The following is a 25,908-nucleotide window of genomic DNA, read 5'->3' as shown; positions in this document are numbered from 1 at the left end:
ACGATCGGCGAGAAGCCGACCGCCGGTGCCGGTCCGAAGATCATCGCCCTGCCCGATCCCGCCACGTCGCGCCCGCAGCGGGCCGGCGGCACGCCCGGCCGTCCCGGCGCGGGCGGTGCCGGGGGCCCCGGTCGCCGGCGCGTCGTCATCGACCAGCCCGGTGGGCCGCGTCGTCCCGGTCCCGGCGGTCCGCCGAACCGGCGTCCGCGTCGCCGTCGCCGCCGTCAGAGCATCGAGGAGGCGCTGGCTCCGCTGAGCCGCGGCGAGGGCCGCACGGTCGACGTCGCCCGCATCAACTCGGGCTCGACCGTCAAGGACGTCGCCGAGTACCTGGGCGAGCCGATCCCCGAGGTCATCAAGAAGCTCATGCTGATGGGCGAGATGGCGACGCTCACGCAGACGCTGTCCGACGACACCATCGAGCTGCTCGCGACCGAGTTCGAGCGCGAGATCGAGATCGTCTCCGCGAGCGACGACGACGAGCAGGAGGTCGTCTTCGACGACTCCGAGGCCGAGATGGTCCAGCGGCCCCCGGTCGTCACGATCATGGGTCACGTCGACCACGGCAAGACGTCGCTGCTCGACAAGCTGCGCGAGACCGAGGTCGCGTCCGGCGAGGCCGGCGGCATCACGCAGCACATCGGCGCCTACCAGGTGCATCACGGCGACGACACGATCACCTTCCTCGACACCCCGGGCCACGCGGCGTTCACCGCCATGCGCGCCCGTGGCGCCCGCGTCACCGACATCGCGGTGATCGTGGTGGCGGCCGACGACGGCGTGAAGCCGCAGACGCAGGAGGCGATCGACCACGCCCGCGCCGCGGACGTGCCGATCATCGTCGCGGTCAACAAGATCGACAAGGAGGGCGCCGACCCGGTGCGCGTGCGCACCGAGATGGCGACCATCGGCCTCAACCCGGCCGACTGGGGCGGCGACACCGAGTTCGTCGACGTCTCGGCGAAGACCGGCGAGGGCCTCGACGACCTGCTCGACACGATCGGCGTCGTCGCCGAGATCCAGGAGCTGACCGCGAACGCCGACACCGAGGCCTCCGGCGTCGTGATCGAGGCCCGCCTGGACCAGGGTCGCGGCCCCGTCGCGACCGTGCTGATCCAGCGCGGCACGCTCGAGATCGGCGACCCGATCGTCTCCGGCCCGAACTGGGGCAAGGTCCGCGCGCTGATCGACTACACCGGCGAGCGGATCGAGGTCGCCGGCGTCGGCGACCCGGTCCTCGTGCTCGGCTTCAACAGCGTGCCGTCCGCCGGTGACCTGGCGATGGTCGTCGACAGCGAGAAGACCGCCCGCACCAAGGCCGAGGAGCGCGACACGCGCCTCAAGGCCGAGGCGATCGCGCGTCGCTCGGGTCGCAAGTTCTCGCTCGAGGACGTCTTCAAGCGCGACCGCGCCGGCGAGGAGATGAAGGGCCTGCCCCTCATCCTCAAGGCCGACGTGGCCGGCTCGCTGGAGGCGTTCGAGGACGAGATCGCCAAGCTCCCGCAGAGCGAGGTCCTCGTCGACATCGTGCACTCGGGCGTCGGTGGCGTCACCGAGTCCGACGTGATGCTGGCCGCCGCCTCGCAGGCGATCATCATCGGCTTCAACGTCCGTCCCGTCGGCGACGCCGCGCGCGTCGCCGATCACGAGGGCGTCGAGATCCGCAGCTACGAGATCATCTACCGCGCGCTCGAGGACCTGCGCGACGCGATGGAGGGCCTCCTGGATCCGGAGCAGGTCGAGGAGACCGTCGGCCAGGCCGAGGTCCGCCAGGTCTTCCGGGCCTCGAAGGTCGGCACGATCGCCGGTTGCTACGTGACCGAGGGCCGGATCCGCCGCAACGGCAAGGTCCGCGTGGTCCGCGACGGCTCGGTGGTCAACACGACCGTCATCGAGAGCCTCAAGCGGTTCAACGAGGACGCCCGCGAGGTCGCGACCGGCTTCGAGTGCGGCATCGTGCTCCGCGACTTCCAGGACATCAAGGAGGGCGACGTCCTCGAGGTCTTCGAGACGCGGTCCGTCGATCGTGAGCTGAAGTAGCCGTGAAGCCCGACCGGATGCGGCGGGTCGACGAGGCGATCCGCAAGGTCCTCGGCGACGTCCTGCAGCGCGAGATGAAGGACCCGCGGATCGGGTTCGCGACGATCACCGGGGTGCGGACCAGCTCCGACCTGAGCCACGCCCAGGTGCTCGTCAGCGTGCTGCAGATGGCGGACGAGCCGGAGCACACGCCGCAGGACACGATCGACGGGCTGCGCTCGTCGGCCGGGTTCCTGCAGCGGCGCGTCGGCCACGAGCTGGGCCTGAAGAACACGCCGATCCTGCGCTTCGAGCTCGACGAGACCGTCGACCGGGCGCTGCGGATCCAGGCGCTGCTGGACGATCCGCCGCCGCCGGCCGTCGAGGCGCCCGACGACGACGCCGCCGACGACCCGACGGGGGAGGACCCCGCTCGATGAACGGGCTGGACGCGGTCGACGAGGCCCGGCGCCTCGTCGTGGAGGCGCTGCGCGACGAGCAGCGCTTCGTCGCCGTCACCCACGAGCACCCGGACGGCGACGCCCTGGGCTCGCTGGTGGCGATGACCCGCACGCTCCACGCCCTCGGGAAGGACGTGGTGTCGCTCGTCGACGACGAGGACCTGCCGGTGCCGCGCGAGTATTCGGGCCTCGCGACCGACCACCTGGTGACCGACGTCCCCGGCGACCTCGCCGAGCGGACGGCGATCTGCCTCGACTGCGGCAACATCGACCGGGTCGCGGTGGCCGCGGTCCGCGAGGGCGCGGGGCGGATCATCAACGTCGACCATCACCACGACAACACGCGCTTCGGCGACATCGACCTGGTCGATCCCGACGCGTCGTGCACGGCCGAGATCCTCTGGGACCTGCTGCCGGACCTCGGCCTGGAGGCCGACCGCGAGACGGCCGAGGCGCTCTACGTCGGCCTGGTCACCGACACCGGCCGCTTCATGTACGAGAACACCCGCGGCCGGGCGCACCTGATGGCGGCCGACCTGCTGGCCGCCGGGGTCGAGCCGTTCCCGGTCTACCGCAAGGTCTACGAGGGCGTTCCGTGGTCGAAGCTGGCGCTGCTCGCGCGGGCGCTCGACCGCGTCCGCCAGGAGGACGAGGGACGGGTCACCTTCGCGCTGCTGCGGCGCGAGGACTATGCGCGGACCGGGGCCCAGGACAGCGACTCCGAGGGCATCATCGACCACCTGCGGACGGTCGCCGGCACCCGCGTCGCCGCCTTCGCCCGCGAGCTGCCGGCCGACGCCGACGGCGAGGTCCGGACCAAGGTCTCGCTGCGCTCGGCCGACGGGCGGATCGACGTCTCGGTGATCGCCCGCGCCGGCGGCGGCGGCGGGCACCCGCAGGCGGCGGGCTTCACGACGACGCTCGACGAGGAGCAGCTGGTGTCGTTCCTCCGCGGCCAGGTCCACGAGCTCGGGTGAGCCCCGGGCCGGTCGATCCCGCGGCCGCCGCCGAGGCGGTCGCCTCGGTCCCCGACGGCGTGCTGCTGGTCGACAAGCCCGTCGGGCGCTCCAGCCACGACGTGGTGGCCCGCGTGCGCCGGGCGCTCGGCGGGCGCAGGGCGCGGCGGGTCGGCCACGCCGGGACGCTCGACCCGTTCGCCACCGGGCTGCTGCTCGTCCTGATCGGGCGCGCGACGCGGCTGCAGCCCTACCTGATGGCGCTCGGCAAGCAGTACGAGACGGTCGCCCAGCTCGGGGCGACCTCGACCACCGGCGATCCGGAGGGCGAGGTGACCATCACCGGCCGGATCCCGCCCGACCCGCCGTCGCTGCCGACCGGCACGGTGCGCCAGCGGCCGCCGGCCTACTCGGCGATCAAGATCGACGGCGTGCGCGCCTACCGTCGCGCCCGTCGCGGCGAGCAGGTCGACGTGCCCGAGCGCGAGGTCACCGTGAGCGCGTTCGAGCAGCTGTGGCGCGAGGGCGACCGGGCCGGGTTCCGGATCGACTGCTCGTCGGGGACCTACGTCCGCAGCCTGATCGCCGACCTCGGCGACGCCTACTGCCTGGAGCTGCGCCGGACGGCGATCGGGCCCTACGCCGTGGCGGACGCCCACCAGCTGGACGCGCCGCCGGAGACCTGGCGGGTCGTGTCGCTGCTGGACGCCCTGGCCTCGGTCCTGCCGGTGGTCGAGCTGGACGCCGACAGCGCCCGCCGGGCCGGTCACGGGCAGCGGCTGGAGCTGCCGGCCGCCCCGCCCGTCGACGAGGTCGCGCTCTGCCACGACGGCGAGCCGATCGCGATCGGACGCCGGGAGCAGGACGGTCGGATCCATCCCGTCGTAGGCTTCCGGGCGTGACCGCGCGCATCACGCCCCTGGCGGACGTCCACGCTCGTCCGCGGACCGTCGCCGTGGGGATGTTCGACGGCGTCCACCTGGGCCATCGCGAGGTGATCCGCGGGGCCGACACCGTCGTCACGTTCCATCCCCACCCGATGGCCGTGCTGGCGCCGGGCCGGGTCCCGCCGCAGCTGACGACGATCGAGCGCAAGGCGCAGCTGATCGGCGACCTCGGGGTCCACGAGCTGGTGCTGGTCCCGTTCGACGCCGCCGTCGCGGCCCAGCCGCCCGCCGACTTCGTCGACGAGGTCCTGGCCGGGCGGCTCGACGCCCGCGGGGTCAGGATCGGCGAGAACTTCCGCTTCGGCCACGGCGCGACCGGCACCCCGGAGCTGCTGCGCGCCGACCCGCGCTTCGACACCACCGTGGTGCCGCTGCTGCGGCACGCGGGGGAGACGGTCTCCTCGACCCGCGTCCGCGAGCTGGTCGCCCGCGGCGAGGTGGCCGCCGCCAGCGAGCTGCTGGCCGCTCCGTTCGCGCTCTCGGGCCCCGTCGAGCACGGCGAGCAGCGCGGCCGCGAGCTGGGCTTCCCGACGGCCAACCTGCACCCGCCGGAGGGGCACGCGCTGCCCGCCCACGGGGTCTACGCGTGCCGGGCGCGGCTGGAGGACGGCAGCGTCCGGACGGCCGCCGTCTCGATCGGGATCCGCCCGCAGTTCGAGACCGCGCTCGGGGTCCTGGTCGAGGCGTTCCTGCTGGACTTCTCGGGCGATCTGTACGGCCAGCAGCTGGAGATCGAGTTCGTCGAGCGGCTTCGCGGCGAGCAGCGCTTCGACGGCGTCGAGCAGCTGGTGGCCCAGATCCAGCGCGACGTCGACGACACCCGCCGGATCGCCGCGGTCTGACGGGCCGCCCGCGGGGGCGGCCGGACCGCGCCGATGCAGGTGGTTCTGTTACCTTCCGTCGTCGCATGTCGTCGCTCACGCAGGAACGGAAGCTGGAGATCGTCGGTCAGTTCGGAGAGTCCGAGACCGACACCGGCTCCACCAAGGTCCAGATCGCCCTCCTGACGGAGCGGATCAACGGTCTCACCGACCATCTCCGCGAGCACGGGCAGGATCATCACTCCCGCCGCGGCCTGCTGATGCTGGTCGGCCGTCGCCGTCGCCTGCTCAACTACCTGCGCAGCGACGACCTCGAGGGCTACCGCGGCCTGATCAAGGAGCTCGGGCTCAGGAAGTAGCGGGCGGCGCGGGGCGTCCGTGGACGCTTCGCATCTCGCCACCGCGTTCGCTCGGCAGTACTGCGTACGGCTCTCGCTTCGCGGCGACGACCTGCTCGGTCCACGAACACCACGCATCCACCCGCCGATGCGACTCGCGCCCTCGGATTCCGGGGGCGCTTCTCGTTCCCGGGGCGGTTCCATAGGATCCGGCCATGGCCATCATCGCCGCCGGAACGCCGGTCCCCGAGATCACCCTCAAGCGCGAGGACGGCAGCGACCTCACCCAGGACGATCTGCGGGGACGGACGACGGTGCTGGTCTTCTACCCGTTCGCCTTCAGCCCCGTCTGCACCGACCAGCTGCAGGTCTACGAGGAGCTGCTGCCGGAGCTCGCCGAGCAGAACGCGGTGATGTACGGGGTCTCGACCGACGCCAGCTGGTCGCAGACCGCCTTCAAGGAGAAGCTCGGCATCACGATCGAGCAGCTCTCGGACTTCGAGCCCAAGGGCGCCGCGTCGAAGGCGCTCGGCGCCTACTTCGAGCCGGCCGGGATGACCAACCGCGCCCTGATCGTCGTCGGCCCCGACGGCACCGTCGCCTGGAGCCACCTGGCGGCCTCGCCGGGCGACCTGCCGGGCGTCGACAAGGTCCGCGAGGGTCTCGCGGCGGTCGCGGCCTGAGCCCGATGGATCCCGCGGGCACGAGGCCCGGCGCGATCCGCCCCGACGACCATGCCTGCGGCCCGCTCGACGGGCCGCCGGTCGTCCTCTACGGCGACGCCACCTGCCCCCGCTGCCAGGACGCGACGCGCTTCCTGCGGGCGGCGCCGGTGCGGCTGGTCTGGCGGCACCTGGTGCTGCGGGCGCGCGGGCCGCGTCCCCGGGCGCTGGCCGGGGCGCTCGAGGCGGCGGCTCGCCAGGACGCCTTCTGGCCGTTCCTCGACCGGCTGCTGGCCGACCCGGGGCGCCAGGACGACCCGGACCTGTGGGCGCTGGCCCGCGAACTGGGGCTGGACGTCGAGCGGTTCGAGCGCGACCGCCGCGACGAGGCGGCGACGGCGCGGATCGACGCCGACCTGGCCGACGGGCTGTCGGCCGGGGCGAGCGGGACGCCGGCGATCGTGGTCGCCGGCGGCGTCGACCACGGGATCCCCGACGAGGCGTGGATCCAGGCGCTGCTGGCCGAGCGGGCGACCTAGCGGCGGCCGCCGCCGCGGCGGCTCGGGAGCGAGCGACGGGGTGGCGTCAGCTCGCCGCGGTGCTTCAGGGGTGGCGTCGATTCGCCTCGCCGGGCGCGGCGAACCGACGCCACCTCGCGACCGATGCGACGAACTGACGCCACCGGCATCAGCCGGCGCGGCGGCGGGACTGCAGCCGGAACAGCACGCCGGCGATCACGATCAGGACCCCGATCGCCGGGAACAGCAGCAGCCAGGTGGCGGACCCGGGCGTGCCGGGCGGCCGGGTGCTGCGGCTGGCGTCGGGCGGCAGCGGCGAGGTCGCGAACCCGGCCTCGGACTCGAACGGGTAGTCGGCGGTCGCGCGGAACAGGCGGTCGCTGGGAGCCTGGCGGACGACGACGTCGTCGCGGATCGACGACGGCGTGCGACCGCTGATCTGGAGCTTGGTGACGTAGCGGCCGTCGAGCAGCCGGCGGACCGCCGGCGTCGGCGCGGGGGAGAGCTCGTCGACCAGGCCCGCGTGGTGGGTGTCGAAGCCCTTGGCCAGCACCCGGTGCTCGCCGACGACGTAGAGGACGGCGGTGACGGGCCGCTGCGACAGGCGGCTGAGCCGCAGCGGGTAGACGATCCGCTCGCTCGCGAAGCTGATCCGCAGCGGTCGCAGCGCCCGCGTCCCGGCGCCGACGCTGCCGGGCGCCAGCCGGATCGCCACGAACGCCCAGCGCTCGGCCACGTAGCGGCGGAGGATCGGCTGCGCGGCCGCCGGGGTGCGGTAGCCGTGGCCGTCGAGCCACCGCTGGAGCGCGCCGGCGTCGCCGGCGCGCAGCCGGCTGACGTCGTAGCCGCCGACCCGCTCGCGCGAGAGCAGCTTGACGCCGGGCGCGGCACCCGCCGTCGCGCCGTCGCCGTCGCCGCTCCCGGACGACTCGCCGGGCAGCGGCATGGTCGCCCGCGCCAGCTGCCCGAAGACGTCGACCTGGTCGCCCCGGACCGCGGTCACGGTCGGCGTCGCCGGGACCGGCAGGACGACCGCCGCGCGGCGGTCGGCGCTCGCGGCGGCCCGTGGGTCGGCCAGGTCGAGCGACAGCACGATCGACTCGCGACCGTCCTTCAGCGTCAGCAGCGCCTGCTCCTGGGCGACGCTGGCGTCGAAGGCGATCCCGCAGGCGCAGGCCCCGGCGGGACGGGCGAACGCCACCAGGACGGCGGCGAGCGCGGCGACCAGCGCGAGGAGCAGCAGCGGCAGGCGGGACGGGCGGCGGAGGAGCGGCATGCGAAGGCGCGATCGTATCCCCCGGCGGCAGTCTCGGACGGCGCGCCGCCGGACCGCCGGAGCGGGGGCGCGATCACCCCGTCGGAACGGTGGATCGCGCCTGCACAACGGCACCTTCCGCTAGTCTCGAATGGTTCGGAAACGACTGAGAAGCGAATGCGGCGCGCCAGGTCCGATGGGCGCGCCCCCCAAGAGGAACGACATATGAGTCACGAGAACGTGACGACGGTGTCCGTGGAGATCGCCGGCAAGACGATCACCTTCGAGACCGGCAAGCTTGCCAAGCAGGCTTCCGGCGCGGTCACCGTCCGACAGGGCGACACGGTCGTCCTGTCCACCGCGACGATGGGTCGCGAGAAGGACGCCGACTTCCTGCCGCTGACGGTGGACGTCGAGGAGCGGATGTACGCCGCGGGCAAGATCCCCGGCTCCTTCTTCAAGCGCGAGGGTCGCGCCGGCGAGAAGGCCACCCTGACCGCCCGCATGATCGACCGGCCGATCCGGCCGCTCTTCCCGAAGACCTGGCGCTTCGACACCCAGCTGGTCTCGCTGCCGATCTCGATCGACCACGAGCACCCGTACGACATCCTGGCGATGAACGGCGCCTCCGCGGCGCTGATGATCAGCCCGATCCCGCTGCCGACGCCCGTCGGCGCCGTGCGGATCGGCAAGATCGACGGCCAGTTCGTCGTCAACCCGCCCGAGGAGTCGCTGACCGAGGACGGGGCCAGCGACCTGGACCTGATCGTCGCCGGCACCGAGGACGCGATCCTGATGGTCGAGGCGGGGGCGAACCTGATCCCCGAGGCCGAGATCCTCGACGCGCTCGACATCGCCCACAGCGAGATCAAGAAGCTCTGCGCCGTCCAGCACGAGCTGCGCGAGAAGGCCGGCAAGCCGAAGGTCGACTTCGTCGCGCCGACGGTCGACGAGAAGCTCGCCGCCAAGATCAAGAAGTCGCACGGCAAGAAGATCGAGAAGGCGACCCAGGTCGTCGACAAGATCGAGCGCCAGGACGCGACCGAGGCCGCCAAGGCCGAGGCGATCGAGGCCCACGCCACCGATGGCGAGGATCCCGACGTCGACAAGCAGGTCCGCTCGATCGTGAACGCGATCGAGAAGGCCGCGATCCGCGACCGGATCGCCGTCCAGAAGGTCCGCCCGGACGGCCGCGAGGCGACCGAGATCCGGCAGATCACGATCGAGACCGGCACCGCCCCGCGGACGCACGGCTCGGCGCTCTTCACCCGTGGCCAGACGCAGGCCCTCTCGGTCGCGTCGCTGGGCACGATGAAGGAGGAGATGCGGGTCGACGGTCTCGGGCTGGAGACCAACCGCTACTACTGGCACCACTACAACTTCCCGCCGTTCTCGGTCGGCGAGGCCGGCTTCATGCGCGGCCCGAAGCGTCGCGACATCGGTCACGGCGCGCTCGCCGAGCGGGCGCTGGTCCCGGTGGTGCCCTCGACCGAGGAGTTCCCCTACGCGATCCGCGTGGTGTCCGACATCCTCGAGTCCAACGGCTCCAGCTCGATGGCCTCGGTCTGCGGCAGCTCGCTGTCGCTGATGGACGCCGGCGTGCCGATCAAGGCGCCGGTCGCGGGCATCGCGATGGGCCTGATCAAGGAGGGCGACGACTACATCGTCCTCACCGACATCGCCGGCGTCGAGGACCACCTCGGCGACATGGACTTCAAGGTCGCCGGCACCGCCGAGGGCATCACCGCCCTCCAGATGGACATCAAGATCACGGGCGTCACGTTCGAGATCCTGCGCGACGCGCTGGCCCAGGCCCGCGACGCCCGGCTGGAGATCCTCGGCAAGATGCAGGCCGTGATCGACGGGCCCCGCGAGGAGCTCTCGATCTACGCGCCGCGGATCCTGTCGGTCAAGATCGATCCCGAGAAGATCGGGATGGTCATCGGCAAGGGCGGCGAGACGATCCGCGGCCTCCAGGAGGAGTTCGAGGCCCAGATCGACATCTCCGACGACGGCACGGTCAACGTCTACTCGTCCTCGGGCGAGAAGGGCGACGCGCTGGTCCAGCGGATCGCCGCGATGACCCGCGACGTGGCGCTGGGCGACGAGTTCGAGGGCAAGGTCGTCAAGACCACGACCTTCGGCGCGTTCGTCGAGCTGATCAAGGGCACCGACGGCCTGCTGCACATCTCCAACGTGTCGCCGGGCAAGCGCGTCGACACGGTCGAGGAGGTCCTCTCGCAGGGCGACGTGATCAAGGTCCGCGTCGCCGAGCTGGACCGCGAGCGCGGCCGCGTCGGCCTGCGGCTGTCGGACGACCCCGACGTCGCCGGCAAGACCGTCGAGGAGCTGCAGGCGCTGTCGGCCAGCAAGTCCAACGGCGGCGGCCCGCGCGGCGGTGGCGGCGGTGGCCGCGAGCGCGGCGGCGACCGCGGCCCGCGTCGTCGCGACGGCGAGCGCGGCGGCCGCGAGCGCAGCCGCGGCGACCGCGACCCGGACCGGAGCCGGTAGCGCGTGAGCACTGCCGGAGGACCTCGCCCGAACGGTGACGGACGAGGTCCCCACCCGCCGCGGGTCACCCGGCTCCCGTCCGGCGTGACGGTGGCGACCGAGCCGATCGGCTCGGCGCTGTCCGTCGCGCTGGGCGTCTGGATCGGCACCGGCGCGCGCCACGAGCGCGACGCCGAGGCCGGTCGCGCGCACCTGCTGGAGCACATGCTGTTCCGCGGGACGCGCAACTACGCGTCGATCGAGATCGACCGGCGCTTCGACGCCCTCGGCGGCGATCTCAACGCGGCCACCAGCCGCGACGAGACCGCGGTCGTGGCGCGCGTGCTGGCGGACGAGGTCGACGACGCGTTCCCGATCCTCGGCGAGATGGTCGCCTGCCCGCTGCTGCGGGACGAGGACCTCGAGCTCGAGCGCAAGATCGTGCTCGAGGAGATCGCGATGATCGAGGACGACCCCGAGGAGTACGTCTTCGAGCTGCTGCCGCGGGCCGTCTTCGGCGACCACGCGCTCGGGCGCCCGGTGATCGGCACCCCCGAGGTCGTCGCCGGCACCTCCGGCGAGACGCTGCGGGCCTTCCACGCCGGTCGCTACCGGCCCGACCGGATCGTGGTCGCGGCCGCCGGCGCGGTCGACCACGAGCGCCTCTGTGCGCTCGCCGAGCGGCTCGCCGCCGACGTCCACGCGCACGACGGCGATCCGCAGCACGCCCCGAACGAGCCGGGCGTCGCCGCGCCGAGCGACCCGGCGGTGATCTTCCGGACCCGCGAGACGGAGCAGGTCCAGGTGGCGATCGCCGGCCGCGGCCCGGGGATGGGGGACGACCGCCGGTTCGCCCTGCGGGTGCTGGACACGATCCTCGGCGGGACCCCGTCGTCGCGGCTGTTCCGGGCGGTCCGCGAGGACCGCGGGCTGGCCTACGCGGTCTCGACCTTCGACGACCAGCACCAGGGCGGCGGCCTGGCGGGGGTCTACCTGGGCACCCGCGCCGACAACCTGACGGCGGCGCTGGCCGTCGTCGCCGACGAGCTCGACCGCGTCCGCCGCGAGCCGGTCGACGACGACGAGCTCGAACGGGCCAAGCACCACGCCCGCGCGCGGCTGCTGCTCGGGCTCGAGTCGACCCACGCGCGGATGCACGTGCTGGGACGGGCCGTCCTGCACGGGCTGCCGCTGCTGCGTCCGGACGAGATCGCCGCCCGGATCGACGCGGTCACGGCCCAGGACGTCCAGGACCTGGCGCGCGAGCTCTACGACCCGGCCGGTCTCAGCGCCGCCGGCGTCGGCCCGGACGAGCAGACGTTCCGGTCCGCGCTCGGGCCGATCGCCGCCGCGCTCACGACCACCTGAGCGACGCCCGTCGCAGGGTCGCGCGACCCTGCGACGGGCGGCCGCCGGACGCGTCGCGGGCGACGAGCTCCCGGGCGGTCAGCGGCCGGCGACGCCGACCGGCACGATCCGCCAGACGGTGATCGTGTCGGCCTGGACGTCGCTGCCGCGCGGCGGCCCGCCGACGCGGTGGTCGACCTGGCGGACGTAGAGGTCGGTGCTGCCGGCGCTGATCGCGACGAAGCGGCGCGTGTCGAGGTGGATCGCGGCCAGGCCGAGGCCCGCCGTCAGCAGGTAGATCGGGCGCCGCGCCGCGACCGTCGTCAGCCACTGCGTCAGCCGCGGGTCGTCGAGCATCGCCCGGTCGCGGAACCGCTCGAGCGCGCCGTTGCCGAGCATCGTCACCGCCCGGCCCGAGCGGATCGCCAGCGACGGCGCGACGCTGGCCCACGCCCGTTGGTTCGGGCCGACGAGGATCAGCGGATCGCGCCCGGTCAGCTGCCGGTCGAGCGCGTCGAGCGCCGCCGGCACGCCGTCGAACTCGGTGGTCGTGATCGCCGGCCGCGCGTCGCGCAGCCCGACCGCCGCGGCGGCGACGGCCAGCAGGACGGCGATCGCGGCGACGGCGGTCCCGCCCGGACGCCCTCGGCGGCCGCGCCACGCGAGGGCGACCATCGTGCCGCCCAGGACCGCGGTCAGCGGCAGCGCCAGCGGCAGGTAGCGGCGCGCGGTCCAGTACTGGTCCGGGATCAGCACCTGCGGGTCGCGGGCGACCAGGCCGAGCGCGATCGCCGCCAGCAGCAGCAGCGGCGCGATCGCCGCCGCCTCGCGCCAGGTCCGCAGGCCGCGGCCCAGCACCAGCGCCGCCAGCCCGCCGCCGGCCAGGACCAGGCCTGGAGCGGTCGCGTAGGTGCCGAAGATCCGCAGGCCGAGGGTCGGCGGGGCGACGGCCAGGACCAGGCCGGCGAGCACCAGCAGCGCCGCCAGCGGCACGGCGGGGACGCGCGCCAGCAGCCGCAGGATCTGCCGCTCCAGCCGTCCGCCGGCGCGCGGCAGCCCGCGGGCGCCGAGCACCGCGCAGGCGGCGCAGGCGGCCAGCACCGCGCCGGCGATCCCCGCGACCAGCCACGAGCCGTCGATCCCGCCGAGCACGTGGCCGATCGTCTCGTCGGTGTAGCCCCGCGTCAGCGTCAGGCCGCGGACCGTGGCGTAGACCAGCGGCGGGGTCAGGCCGACCGCGAACCAGAGCGCGTCGCGGCGGCCGCTGCGGGCCAGCAGCAGCGCCGCGATCGGCGCGACCGCGATCAGCGGCCAGGCGTCCGGGCGGACGAGCGGCGCGGCCCCGAGCGCGAGCCCGGCCAGCAGCGCGGCTCGCCGCCCGCCGTCGCGGATCGCCAGCGCCGTCGCGATCGCCGCGGTCAGCAGGACGACCCCCGACGGCACCTCGGTCATCGGGTAGCGGGAGAAGTAGATCAGCGCCGCGTTGGTCGCCATCAGGGCCATCGCCGCGCCGAGGGCGACGCCGCGGTCGCCGGGCCGGACCAGCAGCGACGCCGCCGCGCCGACCAGCAGCACCAGCACCGCGCCGGCGAGGGTCACGACCCACTGGCCACCGCCGCCGGTCGCGCTCGCTCCGGCCGCCATCGCCGCCGGCGTGACGTGGTAGCCGTGCGGGATCACGGCCCCGCCGGAGGTCACGAACAGCCCGGGGAACGGCCGCTGACGGTCGATGCCGAGCGCGCCGCCGCCGAACCGCTCGAGGCCCTGCCGGACGTCGGGATCGATCGGCAGCTTCAGCCCGCCCTCGTGGCGCAGCCGCTCCGACCCCATCACGTAGTAGCCGGCGTCGCGCCCGCCGAGGTCGAAGGCATAGGCCGGCAGCGTCGCCGCGCCGGCGCCGAGCAGCGCCAGCAGCAGCAGCGGGCCGCTCGCGATCCGCCGCCCGCGTCCGCGGGCGGTCCGCGTCACCAGCGCGATCGCGACCAGCGCCACCAGCGCCACGGTCGGCGGCGAGAAGCCACCGCTGTCGGCGAGCGCCTGGTAGCCGACGGCGAGCCCGGTGAACGCGACGCCGAGCGCCAGCCCGGCCCGCGCGGGGCCCGGCAGGCCGCCGGTCGCCGAGCCGACCAGGCCGTGCCCGAGCGTCCCCAGCAGGACGGCCACCGCGGCCGCCCCGAGCGGTCGCAGGGGCTGCAGCGACGCCGCGGCCGCCAGCGCCAGGGCGAGCAGCGCCACGCCGGCGGTCGGCCACGTGCGACCCGGCCAGCGGGACGCGAGAGTGCGGAGCGAGCGGGCGATCCGCGGAAGTCAAGCAGGCGTCGCCGCGGACCGCGTCCGTCGGGGCATCTGGGACGATGCCGCCATGAGCAGCGAGATCCGCGTGGCCGTGGCCGGTGCCGCCGGCCGGATGGGCCGGACGGTGTGCGACGCCGTCGAAGCCGCCGACGGGATGGTCCTGACCGGCCGTGCCGACCCGGCGCTCGGCACGACGCTGGCGGACGTGCTGCCGGACGCCGACGTGGTCGTCGACTTCACGCGGCCGGACACCGCGCTCGCGAACGCGATCGCCTGCGTCGAGGCGGGCGTCCACGTCGTGATCGGCACCTCCAGCTTCGACGTCGCCCAGCTCGAGGGTCGCGGCACCGCGAACGCCTTCTACGGGCCGAACTTCGCGATCGGCGCGGTGCTGATGATGCGCTTCGCGACCGAGGCCGCCCGCCACATGCAGAGGGCCGAGATCATCGAGCTGCACCACGACCGCAAGCTCGACGCGCCGTCGGGCACGGCCGCCCACACCGCCGCGCTGATCGGCGAGGCGACCGGGACGACGCCGCCGATCCACTCTGTCCGGCTCCCGGGGCTGGTGGCGCACCAGGAGGTGATCCTCGGCGGCACGGGGGAGACGCTGACGATCCGCCACGACTCGCTCGACCGTTCGTCGTTCATGCCCGGGGTGGTGCTGGCGATCCGTCGCGTCGCGACCCTGCCGAGCTCGCCGACGGTCGGGCTCGACAAGCTGCTGTTCGACTCCTGAGCGCCCGGTGAGCACCGGCGCCCCGATCGACGTCGCTCCCGGTGCTCCGGCGCTCGCCCCGGCGCCGGTCCGCCCGCTGCGGATCCTGGTCGTCGCCAACCGCTACCCACCGGCGGCGGCGGGCGGCTACGAGCGGATCACCGTCCAGGCGGTGGCCGCGATGCGGGCCCGCGGCCACCAGGTCGAGGTCCTGACCACCGGCGCCGATCCGTGGGAGCCGCCGATCGACGACCCGCCGCGGTCGGGCATCCACCGCACGCTGCGGTGGTGGTGGCGCGACGGCGCCTGGCCGGCGCTCGGGGCCCGCGAGCGGGTCGCCGTCGAGTGGGCCAGCCACCGGGCGCTGCGCGAGCGGCTGCGACGGTTCCGGCCCGACGTCGTCTCGTGGTGGGCGATGGGCGGCCTGCCGCTGTCGCTGCTGGAGACGGTCCGCCGCGCCGCGATCCCGGCCGTCGGCGTGATCGGGGACGGCTGGGCCCTCTACGGCCCGCACCACGACCTCGGCGGGCGCAGCTGGAACCGCGCCGGCCTGCGGCAGCTGCGGCCGCTGGCCGGTCGCGCCGGGCTGCCGGTCCCGGGGCCGATCGCGCCGGCCGCGCGCTGGCTTTGCATCTCGCGGTGGGTTCGCGACATCGAGGGCGCCGATCCGGCGCTCGCGCAGGTCGCGTCGATCGTCCACCCGGGCGTCGACCCGGCGGTCTTCCCACCGGTCGCGCCGGAGCCGTGGCGGGGCCGGCTGGCGGTCGTCGGACGCGTCAACGAGGCGAAGGGCGTCGCCGACGCGGTTCGCGCCCTGGCGCTGCTGCCGGACGCCACGCTGAACGTCGACGGGCCGGACGCGCCGCGCGCGGCGGCGGAGGAGGAGGACCGTCCCGAGGCGGCGGCCGTCGCCGACCTCGCCGACGAGCTCGGCGTCGCCGACCGGATCACCTGGACCCGGACCGCTCCCGATCGCGTCCGCGAGGTCTACGCGGCCTGCGACGCGCTCGTCTTCCCGGTCCGCTGGCCCGAGCCCTGGGGCCTGGTCCCGCTGGAGGCGATGGCGGTCGGGCGGCCGGTGATCGCCTGCGCCACCGGCGGCGCCGCCGAGTACCTGCGAGACGGCGAGAACGCGCTGCTGGTCGCGCCCGGGCAGCCCGAGGCGATCGCCGCCGCGGTCCGCCGGCTGGCCGCCGACCCGGACCTGCGGGCGCGGCTGGTCGACGGCGGGCGGCGGACCGCCGCGACGCTCTCCGCCGACGCCTTCGACGGCGCGGTGCTGGCCTGGCACGAGGCCGAGGCCGGGTCGGCCGCCAGGCCGCTGTGACGTTCCGGTCGCTCGTCGACCGGAACGTGCGGCTTCCGGGCGATCGCGACCGCGCGACCGCGCCGCTCAGCCGCTGAGCGCGTCGCGGATCCGGTCGGGCAGGGCGGTGTAGCGGGTGGCGCCGTCGACCTTCCGCAGCGCTCCCGCGATCGCGCCCCGGTCGCCGACCATCACGCACGCGCGCTCGGCCCGCGTGACGGCGGTGTAGAGCAGGTTGCGGGTCAGCATGTGGCGGTGCTCGGCGACCACCGGCACGACCGCGACCGGCACGCTCGACCCCTGCGCCTTGTGGACCGTGCAGGCGTAGGCCAGGTCCCAGGTGTCGAGCCGGTCGGATGGCAGCCGGATCGTGCGGCCGTCGTCCATCGCGACGACCACCTGCTTGCCGTCGAGCTCGACCTGGACCAGCATCCCCAGCTCGCCGTTCATGACCTCGGCCTCGTGGTCGTTGCGGGTCTGCATCACCCGGTCGCCCTGACGCAGCCCCCGCAGCGCCCCGCCGCCGGCGACGGCCCGGCCGCCCGGGTTGAGGACCTCGCGCAGGCGGGCGTTGAGGGTCTCGACCCCGCAGGCGCCCTTGCGCTGCGGCGCCAGCACCTGGACGCCGCCGACCGCGGGAACGTCGTAGTGGGCCGGCAGCCGGCGGGTGACCAGCGAGACGATCTCGTCGGCGGCGGCGAACGGATCCGGTCGCTCGATCAGGAAGAAGTCGCGGACGTCGTCCGGGCCGGGGACCGTCTGCGGCGGCTCGCCCCGGTTCATCGCGTGGGCGGCGCGGACGATCAGCGAGCGCTCGGCCTGGCGGAAGATCCGCGACAGCCGCACGGCCGGCACCTCGCCGGACTCCAGCAGGTCCTGCAGCACCCGGCCGGGGCCGACGGGCGCCAGCTGGTCGACGTCGCCGACCAGCAGCACGTGGGTCGTGGGGCCGATCGCCCGCAGCAGCGCCACGGCCAGGTCGAGCGGCAGCATCGAGGCCTCGTCGACGACCAGCATCACCCCGTCGGGGATCGGGTCGTCCTCGTCGTGCTGGAAGCCCTCGCCCGGCACGTAGCCGAGCAGCCGGTGGATCGTCGTCGCCTCGGCGCCGGTCGCCTCGGACAGGCGCCGCGCGGCCTTGCCGGTCGGCGCGCAGAGCAGCACCCGCCGGCCGGCGGAGCGCAGCGTGGTCACCAGCGCCTTCATCGTCTGGGTCTTGCCGGTGCCCGGGCCGCCGGTCAGGATCGACAGCCGGTGGCCGATCGCCGAGCCGACCGCCTGCCACTGCTCGGCGCTGGGGGCGGGGTCGAGCGCCTCGGGCGCGCTCTCGGGCACCTCGACGTCGAGCGTCGGGGCGTCGGTCGCGAGCCCGGCGACCAGCGTCGCCAGCAGCGCCTCGTCCTCGTCCAGCTCGAGCGTCGCGACCCGGCCGTCGCGGTCGACGACCGCCCCCGACGCGATCAGCCCGTCGAGCGCCTCGCCGACCGACGCGCCGTCGATCCCGCCGCCGGCCGGCTGCCACGGGTCGCGGCCGGCAAGCAGCCGGACCGCGCGTCGCACCAGCTCGTCGTGGGGCAGGTGGCAGTGGCCGTCCTCCTCGGCCAGGCGCAGCGCCTGGAGCGTTCCGGCCTGGCGGCGGGCGGCGCTGTCGCGGGCCTCGCCGAGCGCCAGCGCGATCGCGTCGGCGGTGACGAAGCCGATCCCGCTGCGCTCGGTCAGGCGGTACGGGTCGGCGCGCAGCAGCGCGACGTCGGGCTCGTCGCCGAGCGCCCGGATCACGCGGCCGATCGTGGCGGCGTCGACCTGGTGCTGCTCCAGCAGCAGCCGCACCGCGCGCGGCCCGGCCTCGGCCCGCCAGTGGTCGACGGCCTCGGTCAGCTTCTCGCCCGACAGCCCGCGGACGCGGCGCAGGACGTCGCGGGGGCTCTCGTCGAGCCGCTCCAGCAGCTCGTCGCCGAAGCGCTCGATCAGCTGCTCGGCGGCCACCGGCCCGACGCCGGGAACCCGCTGCAGGACCCGTGAGAGGGCCTCGTCGCCCTCGGGGGCGAGGCTCTGGAGCCCGCGGACCTTGAAGCGCTCGCCGTGCTTGGCGTGCTGCTGGCGCTCGCCGGTGGCCCGCACGCGATCGCCGGGCTCGAGGTGGCCGAGCGGGCCGACGAGGACCTCGTGGCCGGTCGCGTCGGAGATCGCGTCGACCACGGCGAAGCTGCCGTCGTCGCTGCGGAAGCGGACGCCGGCCACCTCGAGCTCGAGCGTCTCCTCCTCGGCGGGCACCCGACGACGGTATCGCCCGCGACGGCGTGGCCCGTCGCCGCCCCATGCCGTCCGCGCATGGCCGACGGCCGGGACCGTGATCGCACGCCGCGGCCCGCTCTGGGAGGATGAACCACGTGTCCGAGCTCGGGACGATCATCACCGCGATCGTGACTCCGTTCGATGCGGAGTACCGCGTCGACGAAGCCGCCTTCGTCGATCTCATGCGCCATCTCGCCGATCACGGCTCCGACGGCTTCGTCGTCGCCGGGACCACGGGCGAGGGCTCGACCCTCAGCGACGAGGAGCACCTGGCGCTGGTCGAGCTGGCGATCCGCGAGAAGCCGGCCGGCACCACGATCATCGCCAACGCGGGGTCGAACGACACCCGCCACTCGCTCTACCTGACCGAGCGGGCGACCGAGCTCGGCGCCGACGCGACGCTCAACGTCGTCGGCTACTACAACCGCCCCAACCGGCGCGGGATCGTGCAGCACTACCGGACCGTCGCCGCGGCGACCGACAAGCCGATCGTGCTCTACAACATCCCGACCCGGACGACGCTCAACCTCGATCCGGAGCTGCTGGCCGAGCTGGCGCAGATCGACAACGTCTCCGCCGTCAAGCAGGCCAACACGGCCGAGCTGCAGCTGATCGACGGCCTCGAGGTCTTCGCCGGCAACGACGACGCGCTCGCCCGGGCGATCGAGATCGGCGGCGCCGGCGGCATCCTCGTCGCCAGCCACCTGGTCGGCGACCAGCTGGCCGAGCTGGCCACCGCCACGCCGCAGCGACGGGCCGAGATCGACGCCTCGCTGCAGGACCTCTACGCCGTCCTCGGCGTGACCGTCAACCCGATCCCGGTCAAGGCCGCGCTGGAGCTGGCCGGCCATCCGGTCGGCGGCCTGCGGCTGCCGCTGGTCGAGGCCGACGACGACGAGCGGGCCCAGATCCGGGCCGTGCTCGACGGGCTCGGGCTGCTCGCTTGATGGCGTTCGCGGGTCAATTAGCCGCGCATTCCGTCGAGGACCGCTCCCCACGAGTGCGAGCTGGGTCCTGACGGGGCGCTTCGAACCCTGTGCACGGCCCGTGGCCGTGCCGAACGACTGGAACACCCGATATGACCGCACCGACGACGCTCCGCGTGCTGCCCTTGGGCGGCCTCGGCGAGATCGGCAAGAACATGACCGTCGTGGAGTACGACGGCAAGATCGTCGTGATCGACGCCGGGGTCCGCTTCCCGACCGCCGAGCAGGTCGGCATCGACCTGGTGCTGCCCGACTTCAGCTACCTGAAGGACCGCGCCCAGGACATCGAGGCGATCGTGATCACGCACGGTCACGAGGACCACCTCGGCGCCCTGCCCTACGTCATCAAGCAGCTGGGCGGCGCCCGCCGCGCCCCGAAGATCTACGGGCGTCCGCTGACGATGGCGATGGGCCGCAGCAAGCTCGACGAGCACCGCCTGCGCGAGGTCGAGCTGACCGACGTCCAGCCCGGCAGCGAGATCAACCTCGGCACCTTCAAGATCGAGCTGATCCACGCCACCCACTCGATCCCGGACGCCTGCAACGTCGCGGTGACCTGCGGCGCCGGCACCATGCTCTTCACCGGCGACTACAAGTTCGACCAGACCCCGGTCGACGGGCCCCCGGCCGACTTCCTGCGCCTGGCGCGGTTCGGCAAGGAGGGGCTGCTGATGCTGCTGGGCGACTCGACCAACGTCGACCGTCCCGGCTGGTCGCCGAGCGAGTCGCTGGTCGGCCCGGCGCTCTACGACGTCTTCGCCCGCCAGCGCGGCCGGATCATCGTGACCTCGTTCGCGTCGAACCTGCACCGCGTCCAGCAGGTGATCGACGCCGCCGTCGAGCTGAACCGCAAGGTCTGCATGCTCGGCCGCTCGATGCGCAAGAACACCAACATCGCCAAGGCGCTGGGGATCCTCGACATCCCCGAGGGCGTGCTGGTCCAGCCGCGCGACCTCGAGCACCTGCCCGACCACCGCGTCGTGGTGATGTCGACGGGCTCCCAGGGCGAGCCGCTGGCCGCGCTGCGGCGGATGGCGTTCCGCGACCACCCGCAGATCCGGATCCACGACGGCGACACGGTCGTCTTCTCGGCAACCCCGATCCCGGGCAACGAGCGAGCGGTCAACGAGACGATCGACAAGCTCTACCAGGCGGGCGCCAACGTCATCACGCACAAGGACGCCCCGATCCACGCCTCCGGCCACGGCTACCAGGAGGAGATGAAGATGATGCTCAACCTGACGAAGCCGAAGTACGTGATGCCGCTGCACGGCGACTACCAGCGCCTGCAGCTGCACAAGCGGCTGGCGGTCTCGGTGGGGGTCAAGGAGGACAACGTCTTCTGCGCCGAGAACGGCCTGCCGGTCGAGATCGACGCCCGTGGCGCGCGCTTCGGCAAGCCGGTCCCGTCGGGCGTGATGTACGTCGACGGCACCGACATCGGCGCCCCGGCCGACGCGGCCCTGCGCGACCGCCGCTCGCTCTCCGCCGACGGCCTCTTCGTGGTCGTGGCGACGATCGGCGACGACGACGGCAAGACCGTCGCCGAGCCGGAGCTGATCTTCCGCGGCGTCCCCTTCAAGGACGAGGCCGACGCCCTGCTCGAGGCGCTCCGCGACCAGGTCGACGCCTCGGTCGAGCGCGCCGCCGCCGACGACATCCACGACCTCGACGAGATCCAGCGGATCCTCCACGACGACGTCGCCCAGCTGGTCTGGGAGAAGCTGAAGCGGCGGCCGATGGTGCTGCCGGTGGTGGTCGCGGTCTAGAGGTCGTCGGTCGGGGCGGCTCCGCCGAGCCGCTCCTCGACGTCGCCGCCGCCGGCCGCGGGCCGGGTGCCGCGGAGCCGGCGGCGGATCTGCCGGGCCGCGCGCCGCGAGGGTCCCAGGAGGCCCCCGTCGGCGTTCGCGGCGACCGGCTCGGGGCCGTCCGCCGTGCCGTCCTCGGGGGCGGCGGCCACCGGCGGGCCCGAGGGATCGATCTCGGCCGTCGCGTCGGCCGCGCCGTCGTCGCGGGCCAGCGTCACCGTCACGACGAAGCGGGCGCCGGTGTCGTCGTCGCCGTTGGTGGCCTCGACCCGCACGTCGCCGCCGTGCCGCTGCGCCGCCGCGCGCACGATCGCCAGCCCGATCCCGGTCGAGCCGGCGCCCTCGCCGCCGCGGCGGACGAAGCGCTCGAAGATCTGCTCGCGCAGGGGAGCGGGGATCCCGGGGCCGTCGTCCTCGACGACCAGCTCGCCGCGGCCGTCGATCTCGCGCAGGCGGATCCGGATCTCGGTCCCGTCGGGCGTGTGCCGGAGCGCGTTGCCGAGCAGGTTGGCGACCATCCGCACCAGCTCGTCGCGGATCCCGTCGACGGTCACCGGGTCGAGGTCGAGGACGATCTCGTGGCCGCCGAACTGCGGCTCCAGCTCGTCGACCGCCTCGAGGATCGCCCGGTCCAGGTCGACCGGCTCGCGCGCCGACTCGCGCTGGGCATCCATCCGCGCCAGCAGCAGCAGGTCCGAGACCAACCGCCGCATCCGCCGCGAGGAGCGCAGCGCCGACTCGGCGGCCTCGCGGTCGTCGCCCTCGGTCGACAGCGCCAGCAGCTCGAGGTTCGCCTGGACCGCGGTCAGCGGGGTCCGCAGCTCGTGCGAGGCGTCGGCGACGAACTCGCGCTGGCGCTGCAGCGACTGGTCGATCCGGGCCTGCGACGCGGCCAGCTCGTCGAGCATGTCCTGCAGCGTCCGCGCCAGCTCGGCGATCTCGTCGTGGACCGGCGGGATCGGCATCCGGGCGTCGAGGTCGCGGGTGCGGGCGATGTGGCGGGCGGTGCCGGTCATCCGCTTGACCGGGCGCATCGCCCGCTGGCCGACGGCGAGGCCGGCGAGCAGCGCCATCAGGGTGCCGAAGAGGACGCCGAACGCGAGCACGGTCTCGACCCGTCGCTCGGTTCGGGCGAGCGAGGCAGAGCTCCGGCCGACCTGGACCACCAACGGCACGTTCAGCGTCAGGGCCTGGGCCGTGCCCGGCAGTTGGAAGGGCCGGCCCTCGAAATCGGTCGCCGGCTGGTTGATCTCGCGCGTCTCGACGCGATAGCCGTTGATGACGCGCGGGTCCAGGACCGACGGGTCTCCGAGGTGTCGTCGCGGGTCCGAGCTCTGCACCAGGATGTACTGGCCCCCGATGTGCGCCCACACGGCGACGACGGTCGCCGCGTCGCCACGGAGCTCGGCAAGGTCGTTGCGGACCTTGTAGTCGAACTGCCCATCCGCTCGGCCGCGCGCTCCCAGCTTCAGCCGACCGCGGATCGACTCGAACCGCGCCGCGGTCTGGGTCTGGAAGTCGCTGCGGACGCGCTGGATCGTGAAGCCGCCGATCCCGACCGCGAACAGCAGCAGGATCGCGCCGGTCAGGATCGCCGACACGACGGCCAGCCGCCAGCGGATCGGCAGCCTGTCCAGCCAGCGCAGCCAGCGGACGCGCTCGTGGCCGGCGCTCACGCGGCTCCCGGCTAGCGTGCGGTGCGCAGGACGTAGCCGGCGCCGCGGATGGTGTGGACCAGCCGCTCCTCGCCACCGGCCTCGAGCTTGCGCCGCAGGTTGGAGATGAAGACCTCGATCGTGTTGGTCGAGGCGAGCGGGTCGTAGCCCCAGACCTCCTCCAGCAGCCGCTGGCGGGGGACCACGAGCTTCTCGTTGCGCATCAGGTACTCGAGCAGCTCGAACTCGCGCTGCGTCAGGTCGATCGCGCGCTCGCCGCGGCGGACCTCGTGGGTCGCCGGGTTCAGGGTCAGGTCGCTGACGACCAGGGCCGCCTCGCCGCGCGGGGGGCGGCGGCGCAGCAGGGCCCGGATCCGGGCCAGCAGCTCGTCGCGCTCGAACGGCTTGACGAGGTAGTCGTCGGCGCCGCTGTCGAGCCCCTCGACCCGGTGCTCGACCGCGTCGCGGGCGGTCAGGATCAGGATCGGGACGTCGCCGGACTCGCGCAGCCGCTCCGCGACCTCGATCCCGTCGATGTCCGGCAGCCCGAGGTCGAGCACGACCACGTCGGGCATGTAGGTCCGGGCCTCGGCCAGCGCGGCCTGGCCGTCGCGGGCGATCCGCGTCTCGTAGTCCTCCAGGCGCAGCGTGCGCCCGAGCACCCCGGCGATCTCCTCGTCGTCCTCGACGATCAGCACGCGCGCCGTGCGGCCCGTGGAATCCATGCGGCCGATCGTAGTCGCCCGAGCTTCACCGTCGTTCAACGCAACGCAGGTGGCAGATCAGCGGCCCGGCCAGGGAACGATCAAGAACGAACAAAAAGAAACACGAAACGCTCACGCATCTCTATGCTCAGCGAGGAGCCCGTGCGCGCGTCGTTGCTGATCACCTGCCTGGTCGACACCCTCTTCCCGGACGTCGGGCGGGCGTCCGTGGCCGTCCTCGAGCGCGTCGGCGTGACCGTCGACGTGCCGCTCGAGCAGACCTGCTGCGGGCAGATGCACCAGAACGCGGGGCACCGATCGGACGCCCGGCGGCTGATGCGGCGGACGATCGACGCGTTCGCCGACGCCGAGGTCGTCGTCAGCCCGTCGCCCTCCTGCGCCGCCCAGGTCGTCCATCACTACCCGGCGCTGGCCGACGCGTCAGGCGATCCGGGCCTGGCCCGCGAGGCGCGGGCGCTGGCCGCTCGCACCCGTGACCTCTCGACCTTCCTGCTCGACGATCTCGGCGTCGAGGACGTCGCGGCCCCTGGCTTCCCGCACGCGGTCACCTACCACCCGACCTGCCACGGCCTGCGGCTGCTGGGGATCGGCGACCGGCCCCAGCGGCTGCTGTCGCGGGTGCCCGGGATCGAGCTGCGCGAGCTGCCGCAGGCCGAGTCCTGCTGCGGGTTCGGCGGGACGTTCGCCGTCACCAACGCCGACGTCTCGACGGCGATGATGACCGACAAGCTGCGCCATGCGGCCGACACGGGGGCCGAGATCCTGACCGCGGCCGACAGCTCGTGCCTGATGCACCTCGCCGGCGGGCTGTCGCGCACGCGCTCGCGGATGCGGGCGATGCACTACGTCGAGATCCTCGCCGGGGAGTCACGATCGTGAGCGGGCGCTGGCCGGCCCATCCGACGCCGTTCCCCGAGGCGGCCGCCGAGGCGCTGCGCGACAGCCAGACGCGCAGCAACCTGGCGCACGCCACGACCGCGATCCGTCGCAAGCGGGCGGCGGTCGTCGCCGAGGTCGACGAGTGGCCGGCGCTGCGAGCGGCGGGAGCGGAGGCCAAGCACCGCGCGCTGCACCGGCTCGACGAGCTGCTGGTGCAGCTGGAGCAGCGGGTGAGCGACGCCGGCGGGACGGTCCACTGGGCGCCGGACGCCGCGGCGGCGCAGCGGATCGTCGTCGACCTGGTGCGAGCGACCGGCAGCGACGAGGTGCTCAAGGTCAAGTCGCTGCTGACCGACGAGATCGAGCTCAACCCGGCGCTGCTCGACGCCGGGATCCGGCCGCAGGAGACCGACCTCGCCGAGCTGATCGTGCAGCTGGCGGGCGACCGCCAGAGCCACATCCTGGTGCCGGCGATCCACCGCAACCGGCGCGAGATCCGCGACCTGTTCCGCGAGCACCTGCCCGGGGCGGGGGACGTCAGCGACGATCCGGCGGCGCTGGCCGAGGCCGCCCGCCGCCACCTGCGCGCGCAGTTCCTGCGGGTCCCGGTCGCGATCTCGGGAGCGAACGCCGCGGTCGCCGAGACCGGCACCGTCGCGGTGGTCGAGTCCGAGGGCAACGGCCGGATGTGCCTGACGCTGCCGCGGACGCTGATCACGGTGATGGGGATCGAGAAGGTCCTCGAGCGCTGGGACGACCTGGCCACGATCCTGACGCTGCTGCCCAGGTCGTCGACGGGCGAGCGGATGAACCCCTACACGTCGCTGTGGACCGGGGTCGACCCCGGCGGCGACGGCCCGCGGGCGTTCCACCTGGTGCTCGTCGACCACGGCCGCACCGACGTGCTCGCCGATCCGGTCGGCCGCGACGCGCTGCGGTGCATCCGCTGCTCGGCCTGCCTCAACGTCTGCCCGGTCTACGAGCGGACCGGCGGCAGCGCCTACGGCTCGATCTACCCGGGCCCGATCGGGGCGATCCTGACGCCGCAGCTGCGCGGGCTCGACGCCGCGCCGACGCTGCCGTGGGCGTCGAGCCTCTGCGGCGCCTGCTACGAGGTCTGCCCGGTCGCGATCGACATCCCGAGGATCCTCGTCCACCTGCGCGGGCGGGTGACGGAGGAGACGTCGGCCTCGGGCAAGGGCGACCACGCGCGGGGCGAGCGGCTGGGCCTGCGGGTCGCCGGTCGCGTGATGGCCAACCGCCGGGCCTACGAGGCCGCGCAGCGGGCCGGGCGGCTGGCGCTGCTGCTGGCCCGCGACGGCCGCGGGATCGCCGCCCGGGCGCCCGGGGTCAAGGGCTGGACCGAGACCCGCGACCTGCCGCCGCCGACCGAGAGCTTCCGCGACTGGTGGCGGCGGCGCGAGGCC

The 25,908-nt window shown here is 74.1% G+C and carries 21 protein-coding genes; 16 read left to right on the top strand and 5 right to left on the bottom strand.

The features are described 5' to 3' along the window. The 8 genes from infB to PAI11_RS04215 form a co-directional block, all read left to right on the top strand. Nucleotides 1-2,040, top strand: a 2,040-nt coding sequence (infB, locus tag PAI11_RS04250; protein ID WP_040598290.1) for a translation initiation factor IF-2, incomplete at its 5' end; no start/stop codon positions are given. A gap of 2 nt (nucleotides 2,041-2,042) precedes the next feature. Beyond that, nucleotides 2,043-2,459 carry a 30S ribosome-binding factor RbfA gene (rbfA, locus tag PAI11_RS04245; RefSeq protein WP_007571184.1) on the top strand — a complete coding sequence of 139 codons (417 nt, stop codon included), beginning with the start codon at nucleotides 2,043-2,045 and terminating at the stop codon, nucleotides 2,457-2,459. Next, complete coding sequence (locus PAI11_RS04240) at nucleotides 2,456-3,457, top strand: DHH family phosphoesterase (RefSeq protein WP_007571182.1); 1,002 nt, start codon at nucleotides 2,456-2,458, stop codon at nucleotides 3,455-3,457. The genes rbfA and PAI11_RS04240 overlap by 4 nt, the downstream gene beginning before the upstream one ends. Beyond that, nucleotides 3,454-4,338 (top strand): tRNA pseudouridine(55) synthase TruB, encoded by an 885-nt coding sequence (gene truB / locus PAI11_RS04235; protein WP_007571180.1) that lies wholly within the window; start codon nucleotides 3,454-3,456, stop codon nucleotides 4,336-4,338. The genes PAI11_RS04240 and truB overlap by 4 nt, the downstream gene beginning before the upstream one ends. Continuing rightward, nucleotides 4,335-5,225 carry a bifunctional riboflavin kinase/FAD synthetase gene (locus tag PAI11_RS04230; protein WP_007571178.1) on the top strand — a complete coding sequence of 297 codons (891 nt, stop codon included), beginning with the start codon at nucleotides 4,335-4,337 and terminating at the stop codon, nucleotides 5,223-5,225. Before truB ends, PAI11_RS04230 begins: the two co-directional genes overlap by 4 nt. 65 nt (nucleotides 5,226-5,290) lie before the next feature. After that, a complete protein-coding gene (gene rpsO / locus PAI11_RS04225; protein WP_007571177.1) occupies nucleotides 5,291-5,563 on the top strand; it encodes a 30S ribosomal protein S15 in 273 nt (90 codons plus the stop codon). A 194-nt stretch (nucleotides 5,564-5,757) separates the two neighbouring features. Next, nucleotides 5,758-6,225, top strand: a complete 468-nt coding sequence (locus PAI11_RS04220; protein ID WP_007571176.1) for a redoxin domain-containing protein — start codon at nucleotides 5,758-5,760, stop codon at nucleotides 6,223-6,225. Nucleotides 6,226-6,230: 5 nt separating this feature from the next. Beyond that, nucleotides 6,231-6,743, top strand: a complete 513-nt coding sequence (locus PAI11_RS04215) for a DsbA family protein (protein ID WP_007571175.1) — start codon at nucleotides 6,231-6,233, stop codon at nucleotides 6,741-6,743. 148 nt (nucleotides 6,744-6,891) lie between these two features. Here the strand turns inward: PAI11_RS04215 and PAI11_RS04210 are convergent, their stop codons facing one another. Continuing rightward, nucleotides 6,892-7,998 (bottom strand): DUF2330 domain-containing protein, encoded by a 1,107-nt coding sequence (locus tag PAI11_RS04210; protein ID WP_007571174.1) that lies wholly within the window; start codon nucleotides 7,996-7,998, stop codon nucleotides 6,892-6,894. Nucleotides 7,999-8,202: 204 nt separating this feature from the next. Between PAI11_RS04210 and PAI11_RS04205 the strand changes: the two genes are divergently transcribed. Beyond that, on the top strand, nucleotides 8,203-10,488 hold the full coding sequence (locus PAI11_RS04205) for a polyribonucleotide nucleotidyltransferase (protein WP_007571173.1): 2,286 nt from the start codon (nucleotides 8,203-8,205) through the stop codon (nucleotides 10,486-10,488). 90 nt (nucleotides 10,489-10,578) lie between these two features. After that, nucleotides 10,579-11,835, top strand: a complete 1,257-nt coding sequence (locus PAI11_RS04200; protein WP_170320678.1) for a M16 family metallopeptidase — start codon at nucleotides 10,579-10,581, stop codon at nucleotides 11,833-11,835. Nucleotides 11,836-11,913: 78 nt separating this feature from the next. Here PAI11_RS04200 and PAI11_RS04195 read toward each other — a convergent pair whose 3' ends face one another. After that, entirely contained in the window at nucleotides 11,914-14,049 is a 2,136-nt protein-coding gene (locus PAI11_RS04195) for a hypothetical protein (RefSeq protein ID WP_007571171.1), read from the bottom strand. 127 nt (nucleotides 14,050-14,176) lie between these two features. Between PAI11_RS04195 and PAI11_RS04190 the strand changes: the two genes are divergently transcribed. Then, the gene (locus tag PAI11_RS04190; RefSeq protein WP_007571170.1) at nucleotides 14,177-14,848 is read left to right on the top strand and encodes a 4-hydroxy-tetrahydrodipicolinate reductase; all 672 of its coding nucleotides are present in this window, start codon (nucleotides 14,177-14,179) and stop codon (nucleotides 14,846-14,848) included. Nucleotides 14,849-14,855: 7 nt separating this feature from the next. Beyond that, complete coding sequence (locus PAI11_RS23865) at nucleotides 14,856-16,154, top strand: glycosyltransferase family 4 protein (RefSeq protein WP_007571169.1); 1,299 nt, start codon at nucleotides 14,856-14,858, stop codon at nucleotides 16,152-16,154. A gap of 66 nt (nucleotides 16,155-16,220) precedes the next feature. On the opposite strand, the gene recD2 is transcribed toward PAI11_RS23865, so the two are convergent. After that, complete coding sequence (gene recD2, locus PAI11_RS04180) at nucleotides 16,221-18,407, bottom strand: SF1B family DNA helicase RecD2 (protein ID WP_007571168.1); 2,187 nt, start codon at nucleotides 18,405-18,407, stop codon at nucleotides 16,221-16,223. 107 nt (nucleotides 18,408-18,514) lie between these two features. Here recD2 and dapA point away from each other — a divergent pair, with 107 nt between their 5' ends. Together dapA and PAI11_RS04170 are read left to right on the top strand one after the other, a co-directional pair. After that, nucleotides 18,515-19,375: a 4-hydroxy-tetrahydrodipicolinate synthase gene (dapA, locus tag PAI11_RS04175; protein WP_040598288.1), complete on the top strand. Its 861-nt coding sequence runs from the start codon at nucleotides 18,515-18,517 to the stop codon at nucleotides 19,373-19,375. Nucleotides 19,376-19,530: 155 nt separating this feature from the next. Continuing rightward, nucleotides 19,531-21,183, top strand: a complete 1,653-nt coding sequence (locus tag PAI11_RS04170; RefSeq protein WP_007571166.1) for a ribonuclease J — start codon at nucleotides 19,531-19,533, stop codon at nucleotides 21,181-21,183. Here the strand turns inward: PAI11_RS04170 and PAI11_RS23860 are convergent. Together PAI11_RS23860 and PAI11_RS04160 are read right to left on the bottom strand one after the other, a co-directional pair. Further along, nucleotides 21,180-22,898, bottom strand: a complete 1,719-nt coding sequence (locus tag PAI11_RS23860; protein ID WP_007571165.1) for a sensor histidine kinase — start codon at nucleotides 22,896-22,898, stop codon at nucleotides 21,180-21,182. The two genes, PAI11_RS04170 and PAI11_RS23860, sit on opposite strands and share 4 nt — an antisense overlap. Before the next feature lie 11 nt (nucleotides 22,899-22,909). Continuing rightward, a complete protein-coding gene (locus PAI11_RS04160; RefSeq protein ID WP_007571164.1) occupies nucleotides 22,910-23,602 on the bottom strand; it encodes a response regulator transcription factor in 693 nt (230 codons plus the stop codon). Nucleotides 23,603-23,743: 141 nt separating this feature from the next. Between PAI11_RS04160 and PAI11_RS04155 the strand changes: the two genes are divergently transcribed. Together PAI11_RS04155 and PAI11_RS04150 are read left to right on the top strand one after the other, a co-directional pair. Further along, the gene (locus tag PAI11_RS04155; RefSeq protein WP_040598292.1) at nucleotides 23,744-24,481 is read left to right on the top strand and encodes a (Fe-S)-binding protein; all 738 of its coding nucleotides are present in this window, start codon (nucleotides 23,744-23,746) and stop codon (nucleotides 24,479-24,481) included. Further along, nucleotides 24,478-25,908 (top strand): lactate utilization protein B (locus tag PAI11_RS04150; RefSeq protein WP_040598281.1); only part of this gene is annotated, 1,431 nt, incomplete at its 3' end. The genes PAI11_RS04155 and PAI11_RS04150, both read left to right, overlap by 4 nt.

It is taken from the genome of Patulibacter medicamentivorans, from assembly GCF_000240225.1.
GTDB lineage: Bacteria > Actinomycetota > Thermoleophilia > Solirubrobacterales > Solirubrobacteraceae > Patulibacter > Patulibacter medicamentivorans.
The sequence above is the reverse complement of the archived record's forward strand: the minus strand, read 5'-3'. Positions and strand labels throughout refer to the sequence as shown.

Bases quoted from the DNA above. Each gene is read 5' to 3' on its own strand.
- PAI11_RS04160 (WP_007571164.1), bottom strand. From the start codon at position 23,602: ATGGATTCCACGGGCCGCACGGCGCGCGTGCTGATCGTCGAGGACGAC.
- PAI11_RS04215 (WP_007571175.1), top strand. From the start codon at position 6,231: ATGGATCCCGCGGGCACGAGGCCCGGCGCGATCCGCCCCGACGACCAT.
- PAI11_RS04205 (WP_007571173.1), top strand. From the start codon at position 8,203: ATGAGTCACGAGAACGTGACGACGGTGTCCGTGGAGATCGCCGGCAAG.
- PAI11_RS04220 (WP_007571176.1), top strand. From the start codon at position 5,758: ATGGCCATCATCGCCGCCGGAACGCCGGTCCCCGAGATCACCCTCAAG.
- PAI11_RS04210 (WP_007571174.1), bottom strand. From the start codon at position 7,998: ATGCCGCTCCTCCGCCGCCCGTCCCGCCTGCCGCTGCTGCTCCTCGCG.
- PAI11_RS04240 (WP_007571182.1), top strand. From the start codon at position 2,456: ATGAACGGGCTGGACGCGGTCGACGAGGCCCGGCGCCTCGTCGTGGAG.
- dapA (WP_040598288.1), top strand. From the start codon at position 18,515: ATGAACCACGTGTCCGAGCTCGGGACGATCATCACCGCGATCGTGACT.
- PAI11_RS04190 (WP_007571170.1), top strand. From the start codon at position 14,177: ATGAGCAGCGAGATCCGCGTGGCCGTGGCCGGTGCCGCCGGCCGGATG.
- rpsO (WP_007571177.1), top strand. From the start codon at position 5,291: ATGTCGTCGCTCACGCAGGAACGGAAGCTGGAGATCGTCGGTCAGTTC.